Annotated in this window: 19 protein-coding genes and 1 pseudogene; 12 read left to right on the forward strand and 8 right to left on the reverse strand. The window is 72.4% G+C overall.

Annotation, left to right across the window (positions count from 1 at the left end; genetic code table 11):
* The 5 genes and pseudogenes from NP777_RS13565 to NP777_RS13585 form a co-directional block, all read right to left on the reverse strand.
* The gene (locus NP777_RS13565) at positions 1-1,266 is read right to left on the reverse strand and encodes an MFS transporter (RefSeq protein ID WP_256650382.1); all 1,266 of its coding nucleotides are present in this window, start codon (positions 1,264-1,266) and stop codon (positions 1-3) included.
* Positions 1,263-2,414: a PLP-dependent cysteine synthase family protein gene (locus tag NP777_RS13570; RefSeq protein ID WP_256650383.1), complete on the reverse strand. Its 1,152-nt coding sequence runs from the start codon at positions 2,412-2,414 to the stop codon at positions 1,263-1,265. The genes NP777_RS13565 and NP777_RS13570 overlap by 4 nt, the downstream gene beginning before the upstream one ends.
* 121 nt (positions 2,415-2,535) lie before the next feature.
* Positions 2,536-2,949: a hypothetical protein gene (locus NP777_RS13575; RefSeq protein WP_256650384.1), complete on the reverse strand. Its 414-nt coding sequence runs from the start codon at positions 2,947-2,949 to the stop codon at positions 2,536-2,538.
* A gap of 60 nt (positions 2,950-3,009) precedes the next feature.
* On the reverse strand, positions 3,010-3,210 hold the full coding sequence (locus NP777_RS13580) for a DUF397 domain-containing protein (RefSeq protein ID WP_256650385.1): 201 nt from the start codon (positions 3,208-3,210) through the stop codon (positions 3,010-3,012).
* Positions 3,211-3,245: 35 nt separating this feature from the next.
* Positions 3,246-3,341, reverse strand: a pseudogene (locus tag NP777_RS13585) (transcriptional regulator); the annotation flags it as partial.
* 58 nt (positions 3,342-3,399) lie between these two features.
* On the opposite strand from NP777_RS13585, the gene NP777_RS13590 reads away from it, so the two are divergent.
* The 3 genes from NP777_RS13590 to NP777_RS13600 all read left to right on the forward strand — a co-directional run bounded on the left by NP777_RS13590 (position 3,400) and on the right by NP777_RS13600 (position 4,657).
* On the forward strand, positions 3,400-3,543 hold the full coding sequence (locus NP777_RS13590; RefSeq protein WP_391858499.1) for an ATP-binding protein: 144 nt from the start codon (positions 3,400-3,402) through the stop codon (positions 3,541-3,543).
* Positions 3,544-3,995: 452 nt separating this feature from the next.
* Positions 3,996-4,238, forward strand: a complete 243-nt coding sequence (locus NP777_RS13595; RefSeq protein WP_256650386.1) for a type II toxin-antitoxin system VapB family antitoxin — start codon at positions 3,996-3,998, stop codon at positions 4,236-4,238.
* Between the two features lie 2 nt (positions 4,239-4,240).
* Positions 4,241-4,657, forward strand: a complete 417-nt coding sequence (locus tag NP777_RS13600) for a PIN domain-containing protein (protein WP_256650387.1) — start codon at positions 4,241-4,243, stop codon at positions 4,655-4,657.
* An 82-nt stretch (positions 4,658-4,739) separates the two neighbouring features.
* Here the strand turns inward: NP777_RS13600 and NP777_RS13605 are convergent, their stop codons facing one another.
* The gene (locus tag NP777_RS13605) at positions 4,740-5,348 is read right to left on the reverse strand and encodes a TetR/AcrR family transcriptional regulator (protein ID WP_256650388.1); all 609 of its coding nucleotides are present in this window, start codon (positions 5,346-5,348) and stop codon (positions 4,740-4,742) included.
* Positions 5,349-5,444: 96 nt separating this feature from the next.
* Between NP777_RS13605 and NP777_RS13610 the strand changes: the two genes are divergently transcribed.
* Positions 5,445-6,194 carry an SDR family NAD(P)-dependent oxidoreductase gene (locus tag NP777_RS13610; protein ID WP_256650389.1) on the forward strand — a complete coding sequence of 250 codons (750 nt, stop codon included), beginning with the start codon at positions 5,445-5,447 and terminating at the stop codon, positions 6,192-6,194.
* Between the two features lie 81 nt (positions 6,195-6,275).
* On the opposite strand, the gene NP777_RS13615 is transcribed toward NP777_RS13610, so the two are convergent.
* A complete protein-coding gene (locus NP777_RS13615) occupies positions 6,276-7,007 on the reverse strand; it encodes a FadR/GntR family transcriptional regulator (RefSeq protein WP_256650390.1) in 732 nt (243 codons plus the stop codon).
* A gap of 133 nt (positions 7,008-7,140) precedes the next feature.
* On the opposite strand from NP777_RS13615, the gene NP777_RS13620 reads away from it, so the two are divergent.
* From NP777_RS13620 to NP777_RS13635, 4 genes are read left to right on the forward strand one after another with little or no spacing between them, the layout of a single operon-like run.
* Positions 7,141-7,653: a gluconokinase gene (locus NP777_RS13620; RefSeq protein ID WP_256650391.1), complete on the forward strand. Its 513-nt coding sequence runs from the start codon at positions 7,141-7,143 to the stop codon at positions 7,651-7,653.
* Between the two features lie 21 nt (positions 7,654-7,674).
* A complete protein-coding gene (locus NP777_RS13625) occupies positions 7,675-9,072 on the forward strand; it encodes a GntT/GntP/DsdX family permease (protein ID WP_256650392.1) in 1,398 nt (465 codons plus the stop codon).
* A gap of 29 nt (positions 9,073-9,101) precedes the next feature.
* Positions 9,102-9,908, forward strand: coding sequence for an SDR family oxidoreductase (locus NP777_RS13630; protein WP_256650393.1), 807 nt, complete (start codon positions 9,102-9,104; stop codon positions 9,906-9,908).
* 55 nt (positions 9,909-9,963) lie between these two features.
* Positions 9,964-10,992 carry an L-idonate 5-dehydrogenase gene (locus tag NP777_RS13635; protein WP_256650394.1) on the forward strand — a complete coding sequence of 343 codons (1,029 nt, stop codon included), beginning with the start codon at positions 9,964-9,966 and terminating at the stop codon, positions 10,990-10,992.
* A 386-nt stretch (positions 10,993-11,378) separates the two neighbouring features.
* On the opposite strand, the gene NP777_RS13640 is transcribed toward NP777_RS13635, so the two are convergent.
* Positions 11,379-13,100, reverse strand: coding sequence for an FAD-dependent monooxygenase (locus NP777_RS13640; RefSeq protein ID WP_256650395.1), 1,722 nt, complete (start codon positions 13,098-13,100; stop codon positions 11,379-11,381).
* 46 nt (positions 13,101-13,146) lie between these two features.
* Here NP777_RS13640 and NP777_RS13645 point away from each other — a divergent pair, with 46 nt between their 5' ends.
* The 4 genes from NP777_RS13645 to NP777_RS13660 all read left to right on the forward strand — a co-directional run bounded on the left by NP777_RS13645 (position 13,147) and on the right by NP777_RS13660 (position 18,060).
* On the forward strand, positions 13,147-13,824 hold the full coding sequence (locus NP777_RS13645; RefSeq protein ID WP_256650396.1) for a TetR/AcrR family transcriptional regulator C-terminal domain-containing protein: 678 nt from the start codon (positions 13,147-13,149) through the stop codon (positions 13,822-13,824).
* Between the two features lie 251 nt (positions 13,825-14,075).
* Positions 14,076-15,071 (forward strand): aldo/keto reductase, encoded by a 996-nt coding sequence (locus NP777_RS13650; RefSeq protein ID WP_256650397.1) that lies wholly within the window; start codon positions 14,076-14,078, stop codon positions 15,069-15,071.
* A 288-nt stretch (positions 15,072-15,359) separates the two neighbouring features.
* Positions 15,360-16,367 (forward strand): hypothetical protein, encoded by a 1,008-nt coding sequence (locus tag NP777_RS13655; RefSeq protein WP_256650398.1) that lies wholly within the window; start codon positions 15,360-15,362, stop codon positions 16,365-16,367.
* Between the two features lie 214 nt (positions 16,368-16,581).
* Positions 16,582-18,060 (forward strand): CoA transferase, encoded by a 1,479-nt coding sequence (locus NP777_RS13660; RefSeq protein WP_256650399.1) that lies wholly within the window; start codon positions 16,582-16,584, stop codon positions 18,058-18,060.
* Positions 18,061-18,195 lie beyond the last annotated feature (135 nt).

Raw genomic sequence — 18,195 nt, forward strand, 5'->3', positions numbered from 1 at the left:
TCAGGCGGGAGCGGGCCGGACGGGCTGGGGGTGGAGGCGGCCGGTTCGGGCGAGTGCGGTGACCGCGGTCGCGCAGGCGGCTCCGGTCACCGCGAGTACGGCCCATACCAGCCAGGGCGCGTCGGCGTGGGCGGCGTCCCAGAGTGCGCCCAGGGCCAGGTTGCCGAGGGTGATGCCGAGGCCGGAGACGGTGTTGTACAGGCCGTAATGGGTGGCGACCAGTTTGTTCCCGGACAGCGCGACGACGGTGTCCATCTCGAAGGGGTAGACCACGGCCCCGGCCGCGGCGAGTACGGCCACGGACACGGCGAGAGCCGTCAGGGGCCCGATCGCGGACCGGGCGGGGGTGAGGGCCAGCGGCACGAACGCCGCGCCCATCGCGGCGAGCCCGGCGGCCAGTGCCTGGTGGGGAGTGAAGCGCCGCTTGGCCCAGCCGGTCAGCCGCAGCTGCCCCGCCACCGCCACCGCGGCCGAGATGACGAACAGCCCGCTCGTCGCCTTCGTGCCGTCCGCGCCGAGGGCGGCGTCGGCGGCCAGCGGCAGCACCAGGTAGACCTGGAAGGTCAGTACGTAGGAGCCGGTCATCGCCGCGGAGAACAGCAGGAACGGCCGGTTGGAGACGACCCGCCGCCACTGCCTCCACACGGTTGGCGTGCCCGCGTTCTCGGTCGCCGTCCGGTGGGTGCCGGTGTCGTGGCGGGCGGGGAGGGCACGGGCCTGGAGCACGCTCAGCGCCGCGAAGATGACGGCGGCTGTGGTGCACACGGCTCGGAAGTCGGCGGCCAGCAGCGCGAGTCCGACCAGTGGGCCGAGCAGCATGCCGGTTTGGTAGTAGACGTTGAACAGGGCGAACGCATCCACCCGGCGTTCGCCCGCTTCGGCGGCGAGATAGGCGCGTACGGCCGGGTTGAACAGGGCGCCGGCGAATCCGGTCGCCGCCGATGCCGCGATCAGGGCGGGGAGGCTGCCGACCCAGCCGAGCAGGGCGAATCCGCCGGTGCGCAGGACGCAGCCGATCAGGATCGGGGTCTTGTAGCCGAAGCGGTCGGCGATGGTGCCGCCGATGAGGAACATGCCCTGCTGGGAGAAATTGCGCACGCCGAGGACCAGGCCGACCGCCCAGGCCGCCAGTCCCAGACTTCCCGAGAGGTGGGCGGCGAGGTAGGGCATGAGCATGTAGAAGGCCAGATTGATGGCGAACTGGTTCGCCATCAGCAGCCGCGCGGCCGGGCTGAATGAGCGGGTCTGCGCCAGGATCTTCCTCACCGGGCCGCTCCCGCCAGGCTCAGGTCTGCCCTGCCGGTGTGGGGGCGGGTGACGGTGCGGCAGCGGGTCCAGCGCGTGACCACCGCCTGAGCGGGATCGGCGATCTCGTCCGGGTCGTCGGGCGGTTCATGGCCGAGGAGTTGATGGGCGCGGCAGTAGTCGTCGTCGAAGACGGTCGAGACGTAGCGGTGCGGGCCGTCGGGGAAGACGGCGGCGATGCGCTGCTCGGCGGGGGACGTGCGGGCGACCCAGCGTCCGACCAGGGCGACCGCGCCGACGCTCCACCCGCCGGTGGCGTACCGGGTGCGGGCCAGGGCGCGGGCGGCCCATACGGCCTCGGGGGCGGCGACCCAGTGGACCTCGTCGAACAGGTCGTAGGCGACATTGCGCGGGTAGATGGACGAGCCCAGTCCGCGCATCAGCCGAGTGCCGGCGGGCTGGCCGAAGATGGCCGAGGCGCAGGTGTCCACGCCGACCACCCGCAGCGCGGGGAAGAACGCGCGCAGGGCGCGGCCGGTGCCCGCGGAGTGGCCGCCGGTGCCGACCGAGACGACGAGGGTGTCGATCCGGCCGAGCTGGGCGACCAGTTCGTGCGCGAGGGGCCGGTAGGCGGCCACGTTGTCGGGGTTGTGGTACTGATCCGGGCACCACGCGTCCGGGTGGCGGGCGAGCAGTTCGGCGACCCTTTCCCGGCGCGCCTGTTGCCAGCCCCCCTCCGGGTGCGGCGTGGTCACTGTGTGGACGTCGACCCCGTAGGCCCGTAGGAGCCCGGCGACCTGGGCCTCCATCCCGGGGTCGGTGACCAGCGAGACGGGATGGCCGTAAGTGATACCGGCCAGGGCCAGGCCGAGTCCGAGGGTGCCGGAGGTGGACTCGACGATCCGGGCACCGGGCGACAGCGCCCCGCGTTCCCGGGCGGCGGCCACCATGTACAGGGCGGTGCGGTCCTTGATACCGCCCGGGTTGTGGCCTTCCAGCTTGGCCCAGAATCCGCGCCCGGCAGGAGTGAATGGCTCACCCACCCACAACACGGGCGTGTCGCCCACCAGGGCGGAGGGATGGGCGGCCGACCGCGCCGAGGCGGCGAGCAACTGGGCGGGGGACGCGGTAGCGGAGTCGGGGGCACAGGGCAGCGGGTGAGGTTTCATCGGTGACGGCTCTCCCACCGCCGTCGACGGCACGTCGAAACGGCGGTGTACAGGGTGACGGGGCATGACACGGCTCGTCGCCGCACCGGCACGCCTCGCGTGGCGGCGCGGCGGGGCCCCGTCAGTTCCGCCAGACCTGCAACGCCGCCTGCTGCCCACCACCAGGCCGCGGTACCTGAACCTCTTGGCCCGGCGGAGCCCGCCCCGGCGCCACTCCCTCGACCGCCTCGGCGTGCAGGGGCTCCTGCTGCGGCATCAGCTCCTGGCCCCGGCTCGCCTGTGCCCATGTCGGCTCGTCGAAACCGGCGCAGTGCTGGGGGCCGTGATGCGAGTCCTCCGCGACGTGCTCGGACGCGCCGTGTGACACGGCATGCGAAGCCAGACCCGTCACGGTGATGATGTCGGTCCGCCCAGCGCCGCCGACCAGCGGGCCATGGGCGCAGGCCACCACGTGGATCAGTGCGACCAGCACCAGAGCGAGCCACGGCCAGCGGGCCGCGGCCCGCTGTGTCCCGGGCGCCGTTCTGATCATCACTTACGCAATGTAGCCGACTGGCTACGCAAAGTTCGTGTCGGGTGGCGGCGCGCCCGGATGCTAGTTGTTGCTGGCGTACGTGACGAACGCGGTCCAGGCGGTGGGGGTGACGGTGAGGTGGGGGCCGTTGGGGTTCTTGGAGTCGCGGATGTGGATGGTGGCGGGGGTGGCTGTGGTGGCTGTGGTGGCGACCTCGATGCATGAGGGGCCGTCGTTGCTGCTGTAGCTGCTCTTGATCCATTCATTCGGCTTGAGGGTCACGTGTCTCCCCGCAGTTTCTCGATGAAGGCCAGAGACGAGGGCCGTCGCATGTCGTATAGGGCGCGGGCGTACTCGGGCGTCTGCAACAACCCATGCAAGTTGTGGTTGCCGTAGCCGCCCAACTCGACGACACTCACCGTCACCGGGCCCACGCTCCGTATCGAGGTGCGGGACGCCCGCGTCGAACGTATGCCGACCGTGCGCCCGGTCCCCGAGCCCGGCGCGCCGCGCGAATGCGGGCACGGGCTGCTGCTGGTCGAGGAGTTGGCGGATCGCTGGGGTGTCGTGCCCGAGTTGATCGGCAAGACGGTGTGGGCCGAGATCGGGGCCTAGCGCGGTACGCGGAGGGGCGTCGATCGTGGCCGGGCGCGGCGCCGTCGCGGCACCCTCCAGGGGTCGGGGTACCCCCCCTCCGAAATCGTTTGACACATTAGTTGCGTTAGATCAAACGTTTTTTGAAGGGGGGTACCGGGGTCGAGGCCGGCCCCGCAGCCCAGTTGGGCCCGCAACCCGCCCGGGTCCGGCAGTCCGGCAGGGTCTGGGCCACCGACTGGAGAAGCCGTCCCCGGCGCTCACCCCCACCCACCCGGCGCCCGGCGGCGAGCTCTGAGCCCCCCACCCTCCGGCCCATGCTCAAAAGGCGCCCACCCCGTGAAGCCTTCACCTGTCCGTGAAGCGTTCACCCACCCGTGGCCTTCGACCGCCTCCCTCCGCATAGCGCTTGAGCTGTGCTTCGTATGCGACATCGGTTACCTTCGTATGTAGCCCATCCCTTGGAGGTTCCGATGTCCGCGACCCAGATCGACATCGACGACGACGCACTCGCGGAGGCCATGCGGCTGTCCGGCGCCAAGACCAAGAAGGAGATGGTCAACATCGCCCTCCGCGAGTACGCCGAGCGCCGGGCGCGTACCGAGGCGCGCCTGCGCCACCTGGAGCAGGCGCAGCAGTGGAACGAGGAGGGGTTCTGGGAGCGTCACGCGGCCGAGAAGGGTGGCTCTGAGCGTACGGAGAAGGGTGCCGCCTGACCGTGATCCGCTACCTTGCCGACTCCACGGCCGTCTGGCGCCTCCAGCGTGATCGCAAGCTCAACGATCTGTGGGGTCATGAGTTGGACGAGGGGGCCATCGGCTCGTGCGCTCCGCAGCGCACGGAGTTCCGGCAGTCCGCGCGTGGTCTGGACGAGTACGACCGTATGACGGAGATGTTCGCGGACCTGTTCCCGGACGTCTCCGTCCCAAAGAGCGCCTGGAAGTGGATCGAGACCGGCCAGTACCGCCTGGCCCAACGGGGGCAGCATCAGAGCCTGTCCGCCGTCGACTGGCTGATCTGCGCGACGGCCGCACACCACGGGCTCGTCGTGTTGCACGACGATGCGGACTTCCGGGCGGCCGCGCGTCTCCTCTCCGATCTCGCGGAGCGCAACGTCTTCGCGACTCCCCACTGAGGGCTCGCCACTCCCCACTGAGGGCTCGCCACTCCCCACTGAGGGCGGAGCCGACCTCGGGCGGGCTCGGGCCGCCCACCACCTAGACGGGCGGCCAGTTGCGCAGCGCCACGTCCGCCACCTGCCGCAACTCCTCCTGCGTGACACCGCTGGCCGCTTGGACGGCCATGCCGTGCGCTACGGCCATGAGGTAGCGGGCGAGCAGGCCGGGATCGGTGTCCGGCGGCAGATCGCCTTCGTCGACGGCCCGCCGGAACCGGTCGCCGAGGCGGGCGGTGCCCTCGTTGCGCCAGGCGATGAGGGCGTCGCGGGCGTTGCGTCCGGGGTCCCCGGCGGCGAGGGAGCCCTGGATGCCGAGGCATCCGGCGGGGCAGTCGGGGCGGGTATTGGCCCGGACCGAGCCGTGGAGGAACGCGGTGGCCACCTGCTGGGCGGTCGGTTCCCGCATGGCCCGGTCCGCGTATGCGGCGGGGCCCTCGGAGTAGCGCTCCAGGGCCTTGCGGAACAACTCGTCCTTGTTGCCGAAGGCCGCGTACATGCTGGTGCGGGTGATGCCCATGGCGCTGGTCAGATCGGTGAGGCTGGCGCCCTCGTAGCCCCGCTCCCAGAAGACCCGCATGGCGCGCTCAAGGGCCTCGTCGGCGTCGAAACCCCTCGGTCGGCCGATGGCTGCCTGCTGCCGCGTCTTCATGCCGACCAGCATACCTCTTCGGTACCGATCGGTTCAGAAGTGCGCTACGCTCCACTTCGGTACCGATCGGTACCGAAATTTTTGGAGGTCATTGTCATGGGACAGCTTGAGGGCAAGACCGCCGTCGTCACCGGCGGCGGCACCGGGATCGGCCTGGCCACCGCCGTACGGCTGGCGGACGAGGGTGCGCACGTGTTCATCACCGGCCGGCGAAAGGCCGAGCTGGACGCGGCCGTCGAGGCCATCGGCCCGGCGCGGGCCACCGCGGTGCAGGGTGATGTCACGAATTCGGCCGACCTGGACCGGCTCTACGACGCGGTCCGCGCCCGGGGTCGGGGTCTGGACGTGGTCTTCGCGAACGCGGCGACCGCCGCCTTCGCGAAGCTGGAGGAGGTCACCGAGGAGCACCTCGACCGGACCTTCGCCGTCAATGTGCACGGCACGGTGTTCACCGTGCAGAAGGCACTGCCGCTGCTCAACGACGGTGCCTCGGTGATCCTGAACGCCTCCACCGCCGCCGACCACGGCGCGGAGGCGTTCGGCGCGTACGCGGCGTCCAAGGCCGCGATCCGGTCCTTCGCGCGGACCTGGGCCAACGAGCTGAAGGGCCGCGGCATCCGGGTCAACGCGGTCTCGCCGGGCCCGATCGAAACTCCGGCGATCACGGCCCTCGCCGGTGAGGACAAGGCGGCCGACTTCAAGGCACACCTCGCCACGACCACCGCGATCGGCCGGATGGGACGCCCGGAGGAGGTCGCCGGACTGGTGGCGTTCCTCGCCTCCGAGCAGAGCGGCTTCATCCTCGGCGCCAACTTCTACGTCGACGGGGGTGAGAACCAGATCTGACCTGGGCGGACAGGGGCGCCACCGTCCTCACGGCGGGGCGGACGGGCTCAGTGCGCCGCCGTCCTCACGGCGCCGCCGTCCTCACGGCGCCAGGATGTCCAGCTCCCGCAGCGCGCCCACGGTGATTTCCCTCGTGTAGCGCTCCGCCGCCTCCGCGTCGCCCGCCCGGACCGCTTCGGCCACCCGGACGTGGAGGGTGACCGCCTCCGGGTCGGGGTCGCTGAACATGACGCGGTGCTGGGTGCGGCCGGTGAGGACCTCCGCGACGACGTCGCCGAGGCGGGCGAACATCTCATTGCCCGAGGCGCGCAGGATCACGCGGTGGAAGGCCACGTCGTGGACCAGATACGCGGGGAGCTGCTGGCCGCGCGACGTGGCCACCATGTTGAGCGCGTGCTCGGTGAGTTCGGCGCACTGCTCCGGTGTGGCGTGCTCGGCGGCCAGCGCCGCGGCGGCGGGCTCGATGGCCGAGCGCAGCGCGGTGAGGGAGCGGAGCTGGCGGGGGCGGTCGGGTCCGGCCAGGCGCCAGCGGATGATCTGCGGGTCGAAGACGTCCCACTCCTCGGTGGGGCGCACGGTCACCCCGACCCGGCGGCGGGACTCCACCAGGTGCATGGACTCCAGGACTCGCACCGCCTCCCGGACGACCGTACGGGAGACGTCGTAGCGCCGCTCCAGCTCGTCCGTGCGTAGCACCGTGCCGGGCGGGTAGTCGCCCGCCGTGATCGCGGGGCCGAGGGATTCCAGGACGCGGTCGTGCAGCCCCCGGCCCCTGGGCCTCTGACCACGGCCCTCGGGCCCCTGTTCGTCCATGCGCTCAGCCTACGCGGCCACCCGTCCAGCAAATAAGTATGACTTTTAAGTCACGGACTCTTGAATACGTCGTATCTGTGGGGTTGAGTGTCCGGCGGCGCCGAGGTCGAAGAAGACAGCGAGGTTTCACACAATGCACGCCCCCCAGGTTGTCGTGGTCATGGGAGTGTCCGGTACGGGCAAGACCACGGTCGGCCCCCTGCTGGCGGAGGAGCTCGGCGTCCCGTACGCCGAGGCGGACGACTTCCACCCGCCGGCCAACATCGCCAAGATGTCGGCCGGGACCCCGCTGGACGACGACGACCGACGCCCCTGGCTGGACGCCATCGGCGCCTGGGCCCACGCCCACGCCGAGGGCGGGGGAGTGGTGAGCTGCTCCGCGCTCAAGCGGATGTACCGCGACCGGCTGCGGTCCGCCGCCCCCGGCATCGTCTTCCTCCATCTGACCGGCGACCGCGAGCTGATCGCCGAGCGGATGAGGGAGCGCAAGGGCCACTTCTTCTCCGGCGACCTGCTCGACTCCCAGCTCGCCACGCTCGAACCGCTTCAGCCGGACGAGTACGGCGTCGCCGTGGACGTCACCCCCGAACCCGAGGCCATCACCGAACGGGCCGCCGCCGAACTGCGGCGGCTCGAACATCAGTAACGCACCGTTAGGAAACCCGCCGTGACCAGACTCAGCGCCGAGATGCTGGCAGCGGACACCGTCGACCCGATCACGTCGGCCGGTCACGCACAGCTCGGCATAGCCGTCCTCGTCGGCATAGCCGTTCTCGTCCTGCTCATCACCCAGACCAAGCTGCACGCGTTTCTGTCGCTGACGATCGGCTCACTGGCGCTCGGCGCCGTCGCGGGAGCCCCGCTCGACAAGGTCATCACCAGTTTCTCGGCCGGTCTGGGATCGACCGTCGCGGGCGTCGGCGTGCTGATCGCCCTCGGGGCGATCCTCGGCAAGCTGCTCGCCGACTCCGGCGGCGCCGACCAGATCGTCGACACGATCCTCGCCAGGGCGAGCAACAAGACGATGCCCTGGGCCATGGTGCTGATCGCGGGGATCATCGGGCTGCCGCTCTTCTTCGAGGTCGGCATGGTGCTGATGATCCCGGTGGTGCTGCTGGTCGCCAAGCGCGGCAACTTCTCCCTGATGCGGATCGGCATCCCGGCGCTCGCGGGCCTGTCCGTGATGCACGGCCTGGTGCCGCCGCACCCCGGTCCGCTCGCCGCGATCGACGCGGTCCACGCCGACCTGGGGATCACCCTGGCGCTCGGCGTCCTCATCGCCATCCCCACGGCGATCATCGCGGGCCCGGTCTTCTCGCGCGTCGCCGACCGCTGGGTGGACGTCACCCCGCCGGACCGGCTGATGCCCACGCGCCCGTCGGAGGAGCTGGAGCGGCGTCCCGGATTCGGCGTCACCGTGTTCACCGTGCTGCTGCCGGTCGTGCTGATGCTGATCAAGGCACTGGTCGACATCGTGGTGGACGACCCGGAGAAGGGCGTCCAGCGGGTGGCCGACGTCATCGGCAACCCCCTGATCGCGCTGCTGGCGGCCGTGATCGTGGGCATGTTCACGCTGGGCCGGGCGGCGGGCTTCACCCGGGACCGGATCTCCTCCACCGTCGAGCACTCGCTCGCCCCGATCGCCGGGATGCTGCTGATCGTCGCCGCGGGCGGTGGCTTCAAGCAGACGCTCATCGACATCGGCGTCGGCAAGATGATCATGGACATCTCGAAGGACTGGAACGTCTCCGCGCTGCTCCTCGCCTGGCTGATCGCGGTCGCGATCCGGCTGGCCACGGGCTCGGCGACGGTGGCCACGATCTCGGCCGCCGGGCTGATGACCCCGCTCGCCGCCGACATGTCCAGCACCCATGTGGCGCTGCTGGTGCTGTCGATCGGCGCCGGGTCGCTCTTCTTCAGCCATGTCAACGACGCGGGGTTCTGGCTGGTCAAGGAGTACTTCGGGATGAGCGTCGGGCAGACGGTGCGGACCTGGTCGGTGATGGAGACGATCATCTCCGTCGTCGGGCTCGTCTTCGTCCTGCTGCTGTCCCTGGTGATCTAGCACTGAGCAGAGGTAGGGGTACGTACGCCATGACGACACATCCGCTCTTCGACATCGCGGGCCGCACGGCGCTGGTCACCGGCTCCAGCCGGGGCATCGGCCACGCCCTCGCGCGGGGGCTCGTGGAGGCCGGCTGCACGGTGGTGCTGAACGGGCGCGATCCGCGGGCCCTGGAGAAGGCCGCGGCCGAGCTGGGCGGCGTCGGCGCGGATCGCGCGGATCGCGCGGCGGGCGCGGCGGGCGCGCGGGTGTACACCGCCGCGTTCGACGTCACCGACGGCCCGGCAGTCGCCGCCGGGATCGCCGATGTCGAGGAGCGGGTGGGCCCGATCGACATCCTGGTCAACAACGCCGGGATGCAGAACCGGGCGCCGCTGCTCGAGTTCACCGACGACGCCTGGCGGCAGATCCTGGACACCAACCTCACCAGCGCCTTCCTGGTGGGCCGGGAGGCCGCCCGGCGGATGACCGCACGCGGCCACGGCAAGATCGTCAACATCTGCTCCCTCCAGAGCGAGGTGGTCCGCCCCGGCATCGCGCCCTACGCGGCGACCAAGGGCGCGCTGAAGATGCTCACCAAGGGCATGTGCGCGGACTGGGGCCGGTACGGCATCCAGGTCAACGGGCTCGGCCCCGGCTACATCGAGACCGAGCTGACCCGGCCACTGGTCGAGGACGCGGAGTTCAGCGCCTGGGTGCGCGGGCGGACCCCGGCCGGGCGCTGGGGCCGCACCGAGGACCTGATCGGGGCGCTGCTGTATCTCGCGTCCCCGGCGGCGGACTTCGTGAGCGGACAGGTGCTGTACGTCGATGGCGGCATGACAAGCGTGCTGTGAGCCCTGACGGGCGCTGAACCATGGAAAACCAGGTGAGCTTGAGGAGGCGGGCCGGATGGTGCTGGGCTGTGTGATTCACGGGCAGGGCGATCTGCGGGTCGAGGAACTCCCGGAGCCGGAACCGGCCCCCGGGCAGGCGCTCGTGGCGATCCGCTACGGCGGAATCTGCGGATCGGATCTCCACTACCACCGGCACGGTGGGGTGGGCGACTTCCGGCTCCAGGAGCCGATGGTGCTGGGGCATGAGGTCGTGGGCACGGTGGTGGCGTATGGCGAGGGCGCGACCGGACCCGCGGTCGGCACGCCGGTCGCCGTGCACCCGGCGACGCCGTGCGAGGTGTGCCCCGAGTGCGTCGATGGCCGCGCCAACGTCTGCCGCGACACCCGCTACCTGGGCAGCGCCGCGCGCTTCCCCCACGTCCAGGGCGGCTTCGCCTCCCGCGTCACCGTCCCGGCGGCGCAACTGCGCGCCCTGCCCGACGGACTCGACCCGCGCCGGGCGGCGCTCGCCGAGCCGCTGTCCGTCGCGCTGCACGCGGTGCGGCGGGCGGGCGCGGTGAAGGGCCGTCATGTGCTGGTCACCGGCGCCGGCCCGATCGGCTGCCTGACCATCGCGGCAGCCCGCGCGGCGGGCGCGGCGACCATCACGGCGACCGATCTGCTGCCCCGTGCCCTGGAGTTCGCGGCGGCGGCCGGGGCGACCGCGTGCGTACGGGCCGACGACCCGGACGACGCCAACTGGCCCTCCGACGAGGTCGATGTCGCCATCGAGGCATCGGGCGTGGCCGCCGGACTCGACACCTGCCTGCGGAGGGTCCGGCGCGGTGGAGTGGTGGTGCAACTGGGCATGCTCCCGCCGGGGCAGAGCCCATTCGCCGGGAACGTGCTGGTCAGCCGTGAGATCGAACTGCGGGGCGCACTGCGCTTCCACGCCGAATTCGACGATGCGCTGCGGCTGTTGGCCGCGGAGCCGTCGTTCGACGCGCTGATCAGTGGGGTGCGGCCGGTGGAGGCGGCGGCGGAGGCGTTCGCCTTGGCCGCCGACCGCAGCCAGTCCTGCAAGGTCCTGCTGGACTTCGCCTAGCCCGAACCGCGCCGCGTGCGGTGGGTTGTTCCCCGCCCCGCCCCTTCTCGCGGTATCGATATGCGGCTCCGCCGCGTGGTGGGGCTTCGCCCCAGGCCCCGGCCGGGGGCTGGGATGTGTGTGGCCCGGCGGACCGTGCCGCGTGCGGCGGGTTGCCCCGCTCCCCGTTCCTTCTCGCGGTATCGATATGCGGCTCCGCCACGTGGTGGGGCTCCGCCCCAGGCCCCGGGTGCGTCACGGGTGGCGCGGTCGGCGGCCTGGCCGGTGAGCTGTTCGCGGCGGCGGTCGGCTCCTCGGCCCTCCCGGGGTCCAGGGGCGGAGCCCTTGGTTACGGGAAGGGGCGGGTAGGGGAAAAATCCCGCCAGCATGACCGACCCTGGGCTCGCTCAACGCGTGAGCAGAGGGCGTACCCGGGCGCCGTCCGCCGCCCAGCAGACGTAGCCGTCCGGGCGGATGAGGAAGAGGGCCGGGGCGGGGCCGTAGGCGGTGGTGAGGTGGCCGTCCGGGTCGAGGAGGTCGGGGGTCGGGCCGCCCACCCGGATCGTGCGCACGCATCCGGCCGCCCCCAGCGTCGGGGCCAGGCCCCCGAAATCGGCGTCGGGCGCGGGCGGTTCCGCGTCGCCCAGGATCAGCAGGGTGAAGTGCGGGCCGCGCAGGACGTCGAAGAGCCGGACGGGTGTTCCGTCGGGCAGGGCGCACGGTGCGTCCGGGGCGCGGTCACCGGCTCCGACCGGGCCCGGGTGGTGCCGGTCGTTCCGGTCGGCCCCTTCCTCCCGCTCGTCCCCCTTCTCCCGCTCGTCCCCCTTCTCCCGGTCGGCCCCCTTGTCCCGCTCGTCCACCGCCAGCGGGCCCTCCCGGTAGGACAGGCCCAGCTGGTGGACCTCGCTCGTGCGGCGCCGCCCCTCCGCGTCGCCCGCGCGGTGGGCGCGGTGGATGCGGGTGCTGATGCCGAGGACTCCCGCCGCGATCGGGAGGCGTTCGGCCTCGTAGCTGTCGAGCAGGGCCGGATCCGCGCCGTGCCGTAGCACTTGCCCGAGCTTCCAGCCCAGGTTGTACGCGTCCTGGACGCTGGTGTTGAGGCCCTGGCCGCCCGCCGGGGAGTGGACGTGGGCGGCGTCGCCGATCAGGAAGATCCGGTCCGCGCGGAAGCGGTCGGCCATCGCCGCGCGCGGGGTGAACGTCGAGGCCCACCGCACCTCGCGTACGTCGGAGGCGGCAAGGTGGGTGCGGTCGGCGATCAGTTGGCGGACGGCATCGGGGGAGGTGTCGGGGACCGCGTCCGGGTCGTCGTACTGCGCGGCCACCTGGAACTGGTCGGTCCCGGCGAGCGGGCACAGCGCGATGGCGCCGCCCTTCGCGTGCTGCCAGACGTGCCAGTGATCGCGGCCCAGGCCGCGCCCCGCGCCGTCGATTCCGTCGATTCCGTCGATTCCGCCGATGCCGTCGATGCCGCCGACGCCGTCGATCACCGCGTCCGCGATCAGCGTCGGGGCCGGGTCGACCGTCTCGCCCGTCATACCGATGCCGAGCCGCTTACGGACCGTGCTGCGACCTCCGTCGGCCGCCACGAGGTACGCGGCACGCGCGGTCCCGGCCGAGCCGTCGGCATGGGCGAGATGCGCCGTGACGCCGTCCGCGTCCTGCTCCAGGCCGGTGAGCGCCGTGCCGAACTCGACGCCGCCGCCCAGCTCCTGGAGCCGCGCGTAAAGGATCTCCACCGTCCGCCACTGCGGCAGCATCCAGATCTCGTGGTACGGCCGGTCCGGCGCCGGATCGGCCCGCTCGATCATCTGGAACACCCCGAGCGGCTGCCCGTCCCGCCACCCCAGCATCGGCGGGTACGGGCCGCCCGCCTCCCGTACCGCGCCGCCGACGCCGAGGTCGTCGAAGACCTCCTGGGTACGGGGCTGGAGCCCCTTGCCGCGCGAGCCCGGGAACAGCCCCTCGCCGCGCTCGACCACCCGGGCCCGCACCCCGCGCCGGGCCAGGTCGATGGCGAGGGTGAGGCCGGACGGACCGGCTCCGACGATCAGTACGTCCGTCGGCCCGTCCGTCGGCCCGTCCGGCAGTACGTCCGGCAGTACGTCCTTAACGTTGTTAAGTTCCATGTCGAGAGCGTGCCCTTAACGGTGTTAAGTTGTCAAGGAGCCCCTCATGAGCGGGGAGAATGACCGGATGGCGACGACGCGACTCGACCAGACCCTCGTGGTGGACACCGCCCTGCGGCTGCTGAACGACGTGGGTCTCGAAGGGCTGACCCTGCGCCGCATCGCCAAGGAGCTGAACGTCCAGGCCCCCGCCCTGTACTGGCACTTCAAGAACAAGCAGGCGCTGCTCGACGCGATGAGCACCGCCATGTACCGGCGCATGTTCGAGGCGTACGGCGACCTCGGCGACGGCACCTGGCAGGAGCGGCTCGTCGAGGTCCACCGCGCCCTGCGCCGGGCGCTGCTCGGCTACCGCGACGGCGCGAAGGTCTTCAGCGGCAGCCGATTCACCGGCACCGACCACGCCGGGCCGCAGGAGGACCACCTCCGCGCCTTCGTCACGGCGGGCTTCACCCCGAGCGCCGCCGCCCGCGCCTCGTTCATCGCGTACAGCTTCACGCTCGGCTTCGTGATCGAGGAGCAGTCGGTCGAGCCCCGGCCGGGGGAGCGGACCCCCGGCTACGACGTCACCGAGCGCGAGGAGCGCATGACCGCCGAGGGGTATCCGCTGGCGGCGGCGGTGAGTTCGGACCTGTTCCAGGACTACGAGGCGCGCTTCGAGGAGGGGCTGCGCGCCATCGTGGCGGGCATCGAGGCGACCCTGGCCCCGGCCGCCTCGCGCTAGGTGTGCTGTCCGGGCACGTTGGGGACGGGTCTCCGCGGCGTCGCGACGCCCGGCACGCCCTCTCCCCCCGGGGGATCGCCTCACGGCGGCGGCGCAGGAAGTCGGCGAGCTGGGCACGTCGCATGCCCTGACGGTCCTCGCGGCGGCCGGGCCGATCCAGGGAGCGCCGATCCCCGGATGAACACTCCGCTCCCGCACGTCGCGGCGGGGCAGCACAGTGGGTGGCGGATCGACGACGTGAGGAGAACACGATGCGGACACGAACCCTGGGCAGCACCGGGCCGGCCGTCTCCGCGCTGGGTCTGGGCGCGATGAGCATGTCGGGCGTCTACGGCGAGGCCGACCGTGTGGAGAGCATCGCCACCGTGCACGCCGCGCTGGAGGCGGGCGTCTCACTGATCGACACCGGTGACTTCTACGCCATGGGCCACAACGAACTGCTGCTGGCCGAGGCGTTGCGCGGCCGGGACCGGGACAGCTACCGGCTGAGCGTGAAGTTCGGCATGCTGCGGGGGCCGGGCCAGGAGTTCGGCGGGATGGACGGCCGTCCCGAGGCGGTGAAGAACTTCCTCGCCTACTCGCTGAACCGGCTGGGCACCGATCACATCGACATCTACCGCCCGGCCCGGCTCGACCCGGCGGTGCCCATCGAGGAGACGGTGGGCGCGATCAAGGAGATGATCGACGCGGGGTATGTGCGCCACCTCGGCCTCTCGGAGGTCGACGCCGCGACGATCCGCCGGGCACACGCCGTGCACCCGGTGGCGGATCTGCAGATCGAGTACTCGCTGATCTCCCGCGCGGTGGAGGCGGAGGTCCTGCCCACGCTGCGGGAGCTGGGCATCGGCCTGACCGCGTACGGCGTCCTCAGCCGTGGTCTCATCTCCGGGCACTGGTCCCCCGGCCACACCGGCGGCCCCGGCGACAACCGCGCCTTCAGCCCGCGGTTCGCGAGCGGGAACGTGGAACACAACCTCGCCCTGGTGGAGGCCCTGCGCCGGGTGGCCGAGGCGAAGGGGTGCACCGTCGCCCAACTCGCCATCGCCTGGGTGGCCGCGCGGGGCCAGGAGATCGTGCCGCTGATCGGCGCGCGTACCCGTGAACGTCTTGCCGAGGCGCTGCCCGCGATCGAGCTGGAGCTGACCGCGGACGACATCGCCGAGATCGAGAAGGCGGTGCCGCTGGGCGCGGCGCGTGGTGACCGATACCCGGCCGCGTTCATGTCCGGGCTCGGCGTGGGGAACTGAGCCGGGGGCTCGCGGCGCTTCCGGCACTTCCGGCGCGTCCGGCGCTTCCGGCAGTTCCAGCGCTTCCGGCGCTTCCGGCGCTCGCGGGCCTTCCGGCGGGGCCCGGACCAGCAATGCCGACAGCAAACACCACTGCGGTGCCGGGGTGCGTGCGCTAGGGGGATCCCTAATTGTGACGTCCGGCCTCATGGCAGGTCTGGACCAGTCGTGGCACCCTACCGGCGACAAAGCGTCGGACAACGTTGTCCGACGCTCTCGGGCACCTCCAACGGACTTGGAGCCGACCGCATGAGACGTGTCGCCACCTTATTCGGCGCCCTCACCCTCGCCACTCTCAGCTGGACCGCCGGAACCGCCGCCCACGCCGCCGCCCCCACCCCCGCCCCGTCCCACCCGTCTCCCTCCGCTCAGGGAACGTCCGTCGCCACCGAGGAGCAGCGCGCCGCCGTCCGCTTCTGGACGGCGGAACGGCTGCGCACCGCCCAGGACGTCACCACCCTGCCCGCCGCCCGCACCGCGAAGCTCGCGGCGCCCGCGCCCACCACGGGGGAGCCGGTGACCGTGCCCCCGCTGCCGGGCCCCGCCACCCCCGTCTCCGCGCCCTCGCCCCGGGCCACGTCCCCCACCCCCTGGACCGGCGGCGGCCTGATCAGCACCACGGCGGGCAAGGTCTTCTTCCAGAACGCCTCCGGTGGCACCTTCGCCTGCTCCGCCACCGTCGCCAACAGCGACAACAAGTCCGTCGTGCTCACGGCCGGCCACTGCACCGTGGACGCGGCCACCGGCACCGGCTACCGCAACTGGGTCTTCATCCCGGGCTACAACAATGGCAACCGCCCCTACGGCACGTTCGCCGCCCGCCGCCTCTTCTGGGACGCCCAGTACGTCTCCACCCGGGGGAACGCCAACTGGGACTACGCCTTCGCCGTGATGAACACGCTGAACGGCCGCACCCTGGCCGACACCGTGGGCGCCCAGGGCATCGCCTTCAACTCGCAGACCGGCCGCCATGTCCACTCCTTCGGCTACGGAGGCTCCGCCGCCGAGGGCAACGGCGAGCGGTTGAACCACTGCGAGGGCAATGAGTTCGCCGACGCGGGCCGCCCCGGCTCCACGATGTGGGGCATCGACTGCGTGCAGACCGGAGGGTCGAGCGGCGGCGGCTTCCTCGCCGACTTCTCGGGTGGCGCGGGCTATCTGATCGGCAACATCAGCGTCAGCGCGGGCACGAACGAATACCACCCGACGCTGGGCAACGAGGCCCTCGGCCTCTACCGGCAGGCGGGCGCCGCATAGCCCGGTCAGTTCACCTTGTACGGCCCGCCCTCTCCGTCCCCGACCAGGAGGGGAGGGCGGGGCACTCGCTGTAGGGCGCGCACTCGCCGAAAAATGCGTACTCGCCGTAAGGCGCGCACTCGCCGTAAGGCGCGCACTCGCCGTAAGGCGCGCACTCGCCGTAAGGCGCGCACTCGCCGTAGGGCGCGCACGCGCCCAGGCGCACAATGAGCGCATGACGAGGAGCGACGCATCACCACGGGACACGCGGGACGCGGCCACCGCCCACGCCTGGGCCGCCCTCGGCGGGGACCCGGCGCTGCTGGAGCGGGTGACGTACCGCCCGGTGAGCGGGGGACTGCCCGCCCGGCTGCCCGTGGCCGAACTGGCCCGCGCCACCGTGGGCGTGTGCTCGCTGGCCGCCGCCGAACTGGGCGCGCGGCGCTCCGGCGGGGCGGTTCCGGCGGTACGGGTCGACGAGGGCGCCGTCGCCACCGCGTTCGTCAGCGAACGGCACCTCCGGATCGACGGCCGGAAGCCCACCAACTTCGCCCCGCTGTCCGGCTTCTGGCGCGCGGCCGACGGCTGGGTCCGCACGCACGCCAACTACCCGCACCACCGCGCCCGGCTGCTCACCGCCCTCGGCCTGCCCGACGACGGCGGGCCGGACGAACTCGCGACGGCCCTGGCGGCCCGCCCCGCCCGCGCGATCCAGGAGACCGTCTACGCGGCGGGCGGTCTTGCCGTGGCCGTGGCGGAGCCCGGTGCGAGCGAGATCCCGCTGGCCGCGCTGCCGTTGATCGAGTCCCGGCGGGCCGAGGAGCCCGCCCAGCGCCACCTCGGGGAGGCGCCCCGGCCCGCGAACGGCGATCTGCCGGCAAGCGCCGTGCTGCCCGCAAGCGCCGTGCTGCCCGCACGCGGCGCGCTGCCCGCACGCGGCGCGCTGCCCGCACGCGGCGTGCGTGTGCTCGATCTGACTCGGGTCATCGCCGGGCCGGTGGCCACCCGCACCCTGGCCCTGCTCGGCGCCGACGTGCTGCGTATCGACTCGCCCCGGCTGCCCGAGGACCCGGACGCCCACGCCGACACCGGCTTCGGCAAGCGCTCCGCCGCACTCGACCTCGCCGCGCCCGAGGACCGCCGGACCTTCGAGGCGCTGCTCGCCGACGCCGATGTGCTGGTCACCGGCTACCGCCCCGGTGCGCTCGACCGCTTCGGGCTCGCCCCGGACGCCCTGCTGGAGCGCCACCCCGGGCTGGTCGTCGCCCAGCTGTGCGCATGGGGCTGGTCCGGGGCCTGGGCCGGGCGGCGTGGTTTCGACAGCCTGGTCCAGGCGGCCACCGGGATCGCCGCCATCGAGGCGGCCGCCGACGGCCGCCCCGGTGCGCTGCCCGCCCAGGCGCTCGACCACGGCACCGGCTATCTGCTGGCGGCGGCGGTGCTGCGGGCGCTGACCGAGCGCCACGACACCGGCGGCGGGCGCCATCTGCGGCTCTCCCTCGCGGGCACCGCGTCCTGGCTGACCCACGGCATCGCCCCGGCGGCTCTGGCGGACGGCCCCGCCCATGACCCGGCGCCCTGGCTCACCGAGACCGCCTCCGACCTGGGCACGCTGCGCCACGCCCGCTCGCCGATCGCCACCCCGGAGGATGGCCCACGGGATTGGGCCCGCGCACCAGGCCGCCTGGGCACCGACGTCCCGCGCTGGCTCTGAGCCCGGACAGGCCCGGCTGTACGGGGGTGTCCGGCTGTTCTTTCCCCTACCCGCCCCTTCCCGTAACCAGAGGCTCCGCTCCTGGACCCCGGGCCTCGGACGACCGGGCGGGGTCTGGGGCGGGGCCTCGGGTTG

This window comes from Streptomyces rugosispiralis (assembly GCF_024505145.1).
Taxonomy (GTDB): domain Bacteria; phylum Actinomycetota; class Actinomycetes; order Streptomycetales; family Streptomycetaceae; genus Streptomyces; species Streptomyces rugosispiralis.

Bases quoted from the DNA above. Each gene is read 5' to 3' on its own strand.
- NP777_RS13650 (WP_256650397.1), top strand. From the start codon at position 14,076: ATGCGGACACGAACCCTGGGCAGCACCGGGCCGGCCGTCTCCGCGCTG.
- NP777_RS13640 (WP_256650395.1), bottom strand. From the start codon at position 13,100: ATGGAACTTAACAACGTTAAGGACGTACTGCCGGACGTACTGCCGGAC.
- NP777_RS13595 (WP_256650386.1), top strand. From the start codon at position 3,996: ATGTCCGCGACCCAGATCGACATCGACGACGACGCACTCGCGGAGGCC.
- NP777_RS13635 (WP_256650394.1), top strand. From the start codon at position 9,964: ATGGTGCTGGGCTGTGTGATTCACGGGCAGGGCGATCTGCGGGTCGAG.
- NP777_RS13610 (WP_256650389.1), top strand. From the start codon at position 5,445: ATGGGACAGCTTGAGGGCAAGACCGCCGTCGTCACCGGCGGCGGCACC.
- NP777_RS13570 (WP_256650383.1), bottom strand. From the start codon at position 2,414: ATGAAACCTCACCCGCTGCCCTGTGCCCCCGACTCCGCTACCGCGTCC.
- NP777_RS13630 (WP_256650393.1), top strand. From the start codon at position 9,102: ATGACGACACATCCGCTCTTCGACATCGCGGGCCGCACGGCGCTGGTC.
- NP777_RS13590 (WP_391858499.1), top strand. From the start codon at position 3,400: ATGCCGACCGTGCGCCCGGTCCCCGAGCCCGGCGCGCCGCGCGAATGC.
- NP777_RS13655 (WP_256650398.1), top strand. From the start codon at position 15,360: ATGAGACGTGTCGCCACCTTATTCGGCGCCCTCACCCTCGCCACTCTC.
- NP777_RS13615 (WP_256650390.1), bottom strand. From the start codon at position 7,007: ATGGACGAACAGGGGCCCGAGGGCCGTGGTCAGAGGCCCAGGGGCCGG.
- NP777_RS13605 (WP_256650388.1), bottom strand. From the start codon at position 5,348: ATGAAGACGCGGCAGCAGGCAGCCATCGGCCGACCGAGGGGTTTCGAC.
- NP777_RS13620 (WP_256650391.1), top strand. From the start codon at position 7,141: ATGCACGCCCCCCAGGTTGTCGTGGTCATGGGAGTGTCCGGTACGGGC.
- NP777_RS13645 (WP_256650396.1), top strand. From the start codon at position 13,147: ATGAGCGGGGAGAATGACCGGATGGCGACGACGCGACTCGACCAGACC.
- NP777_RS13660 (WP_256650399.1), top strand. From the start codon at position 16,582: ATGACGAGGAGCGACGCATCACCACGGGACACGCGGGACGCGGCCACC.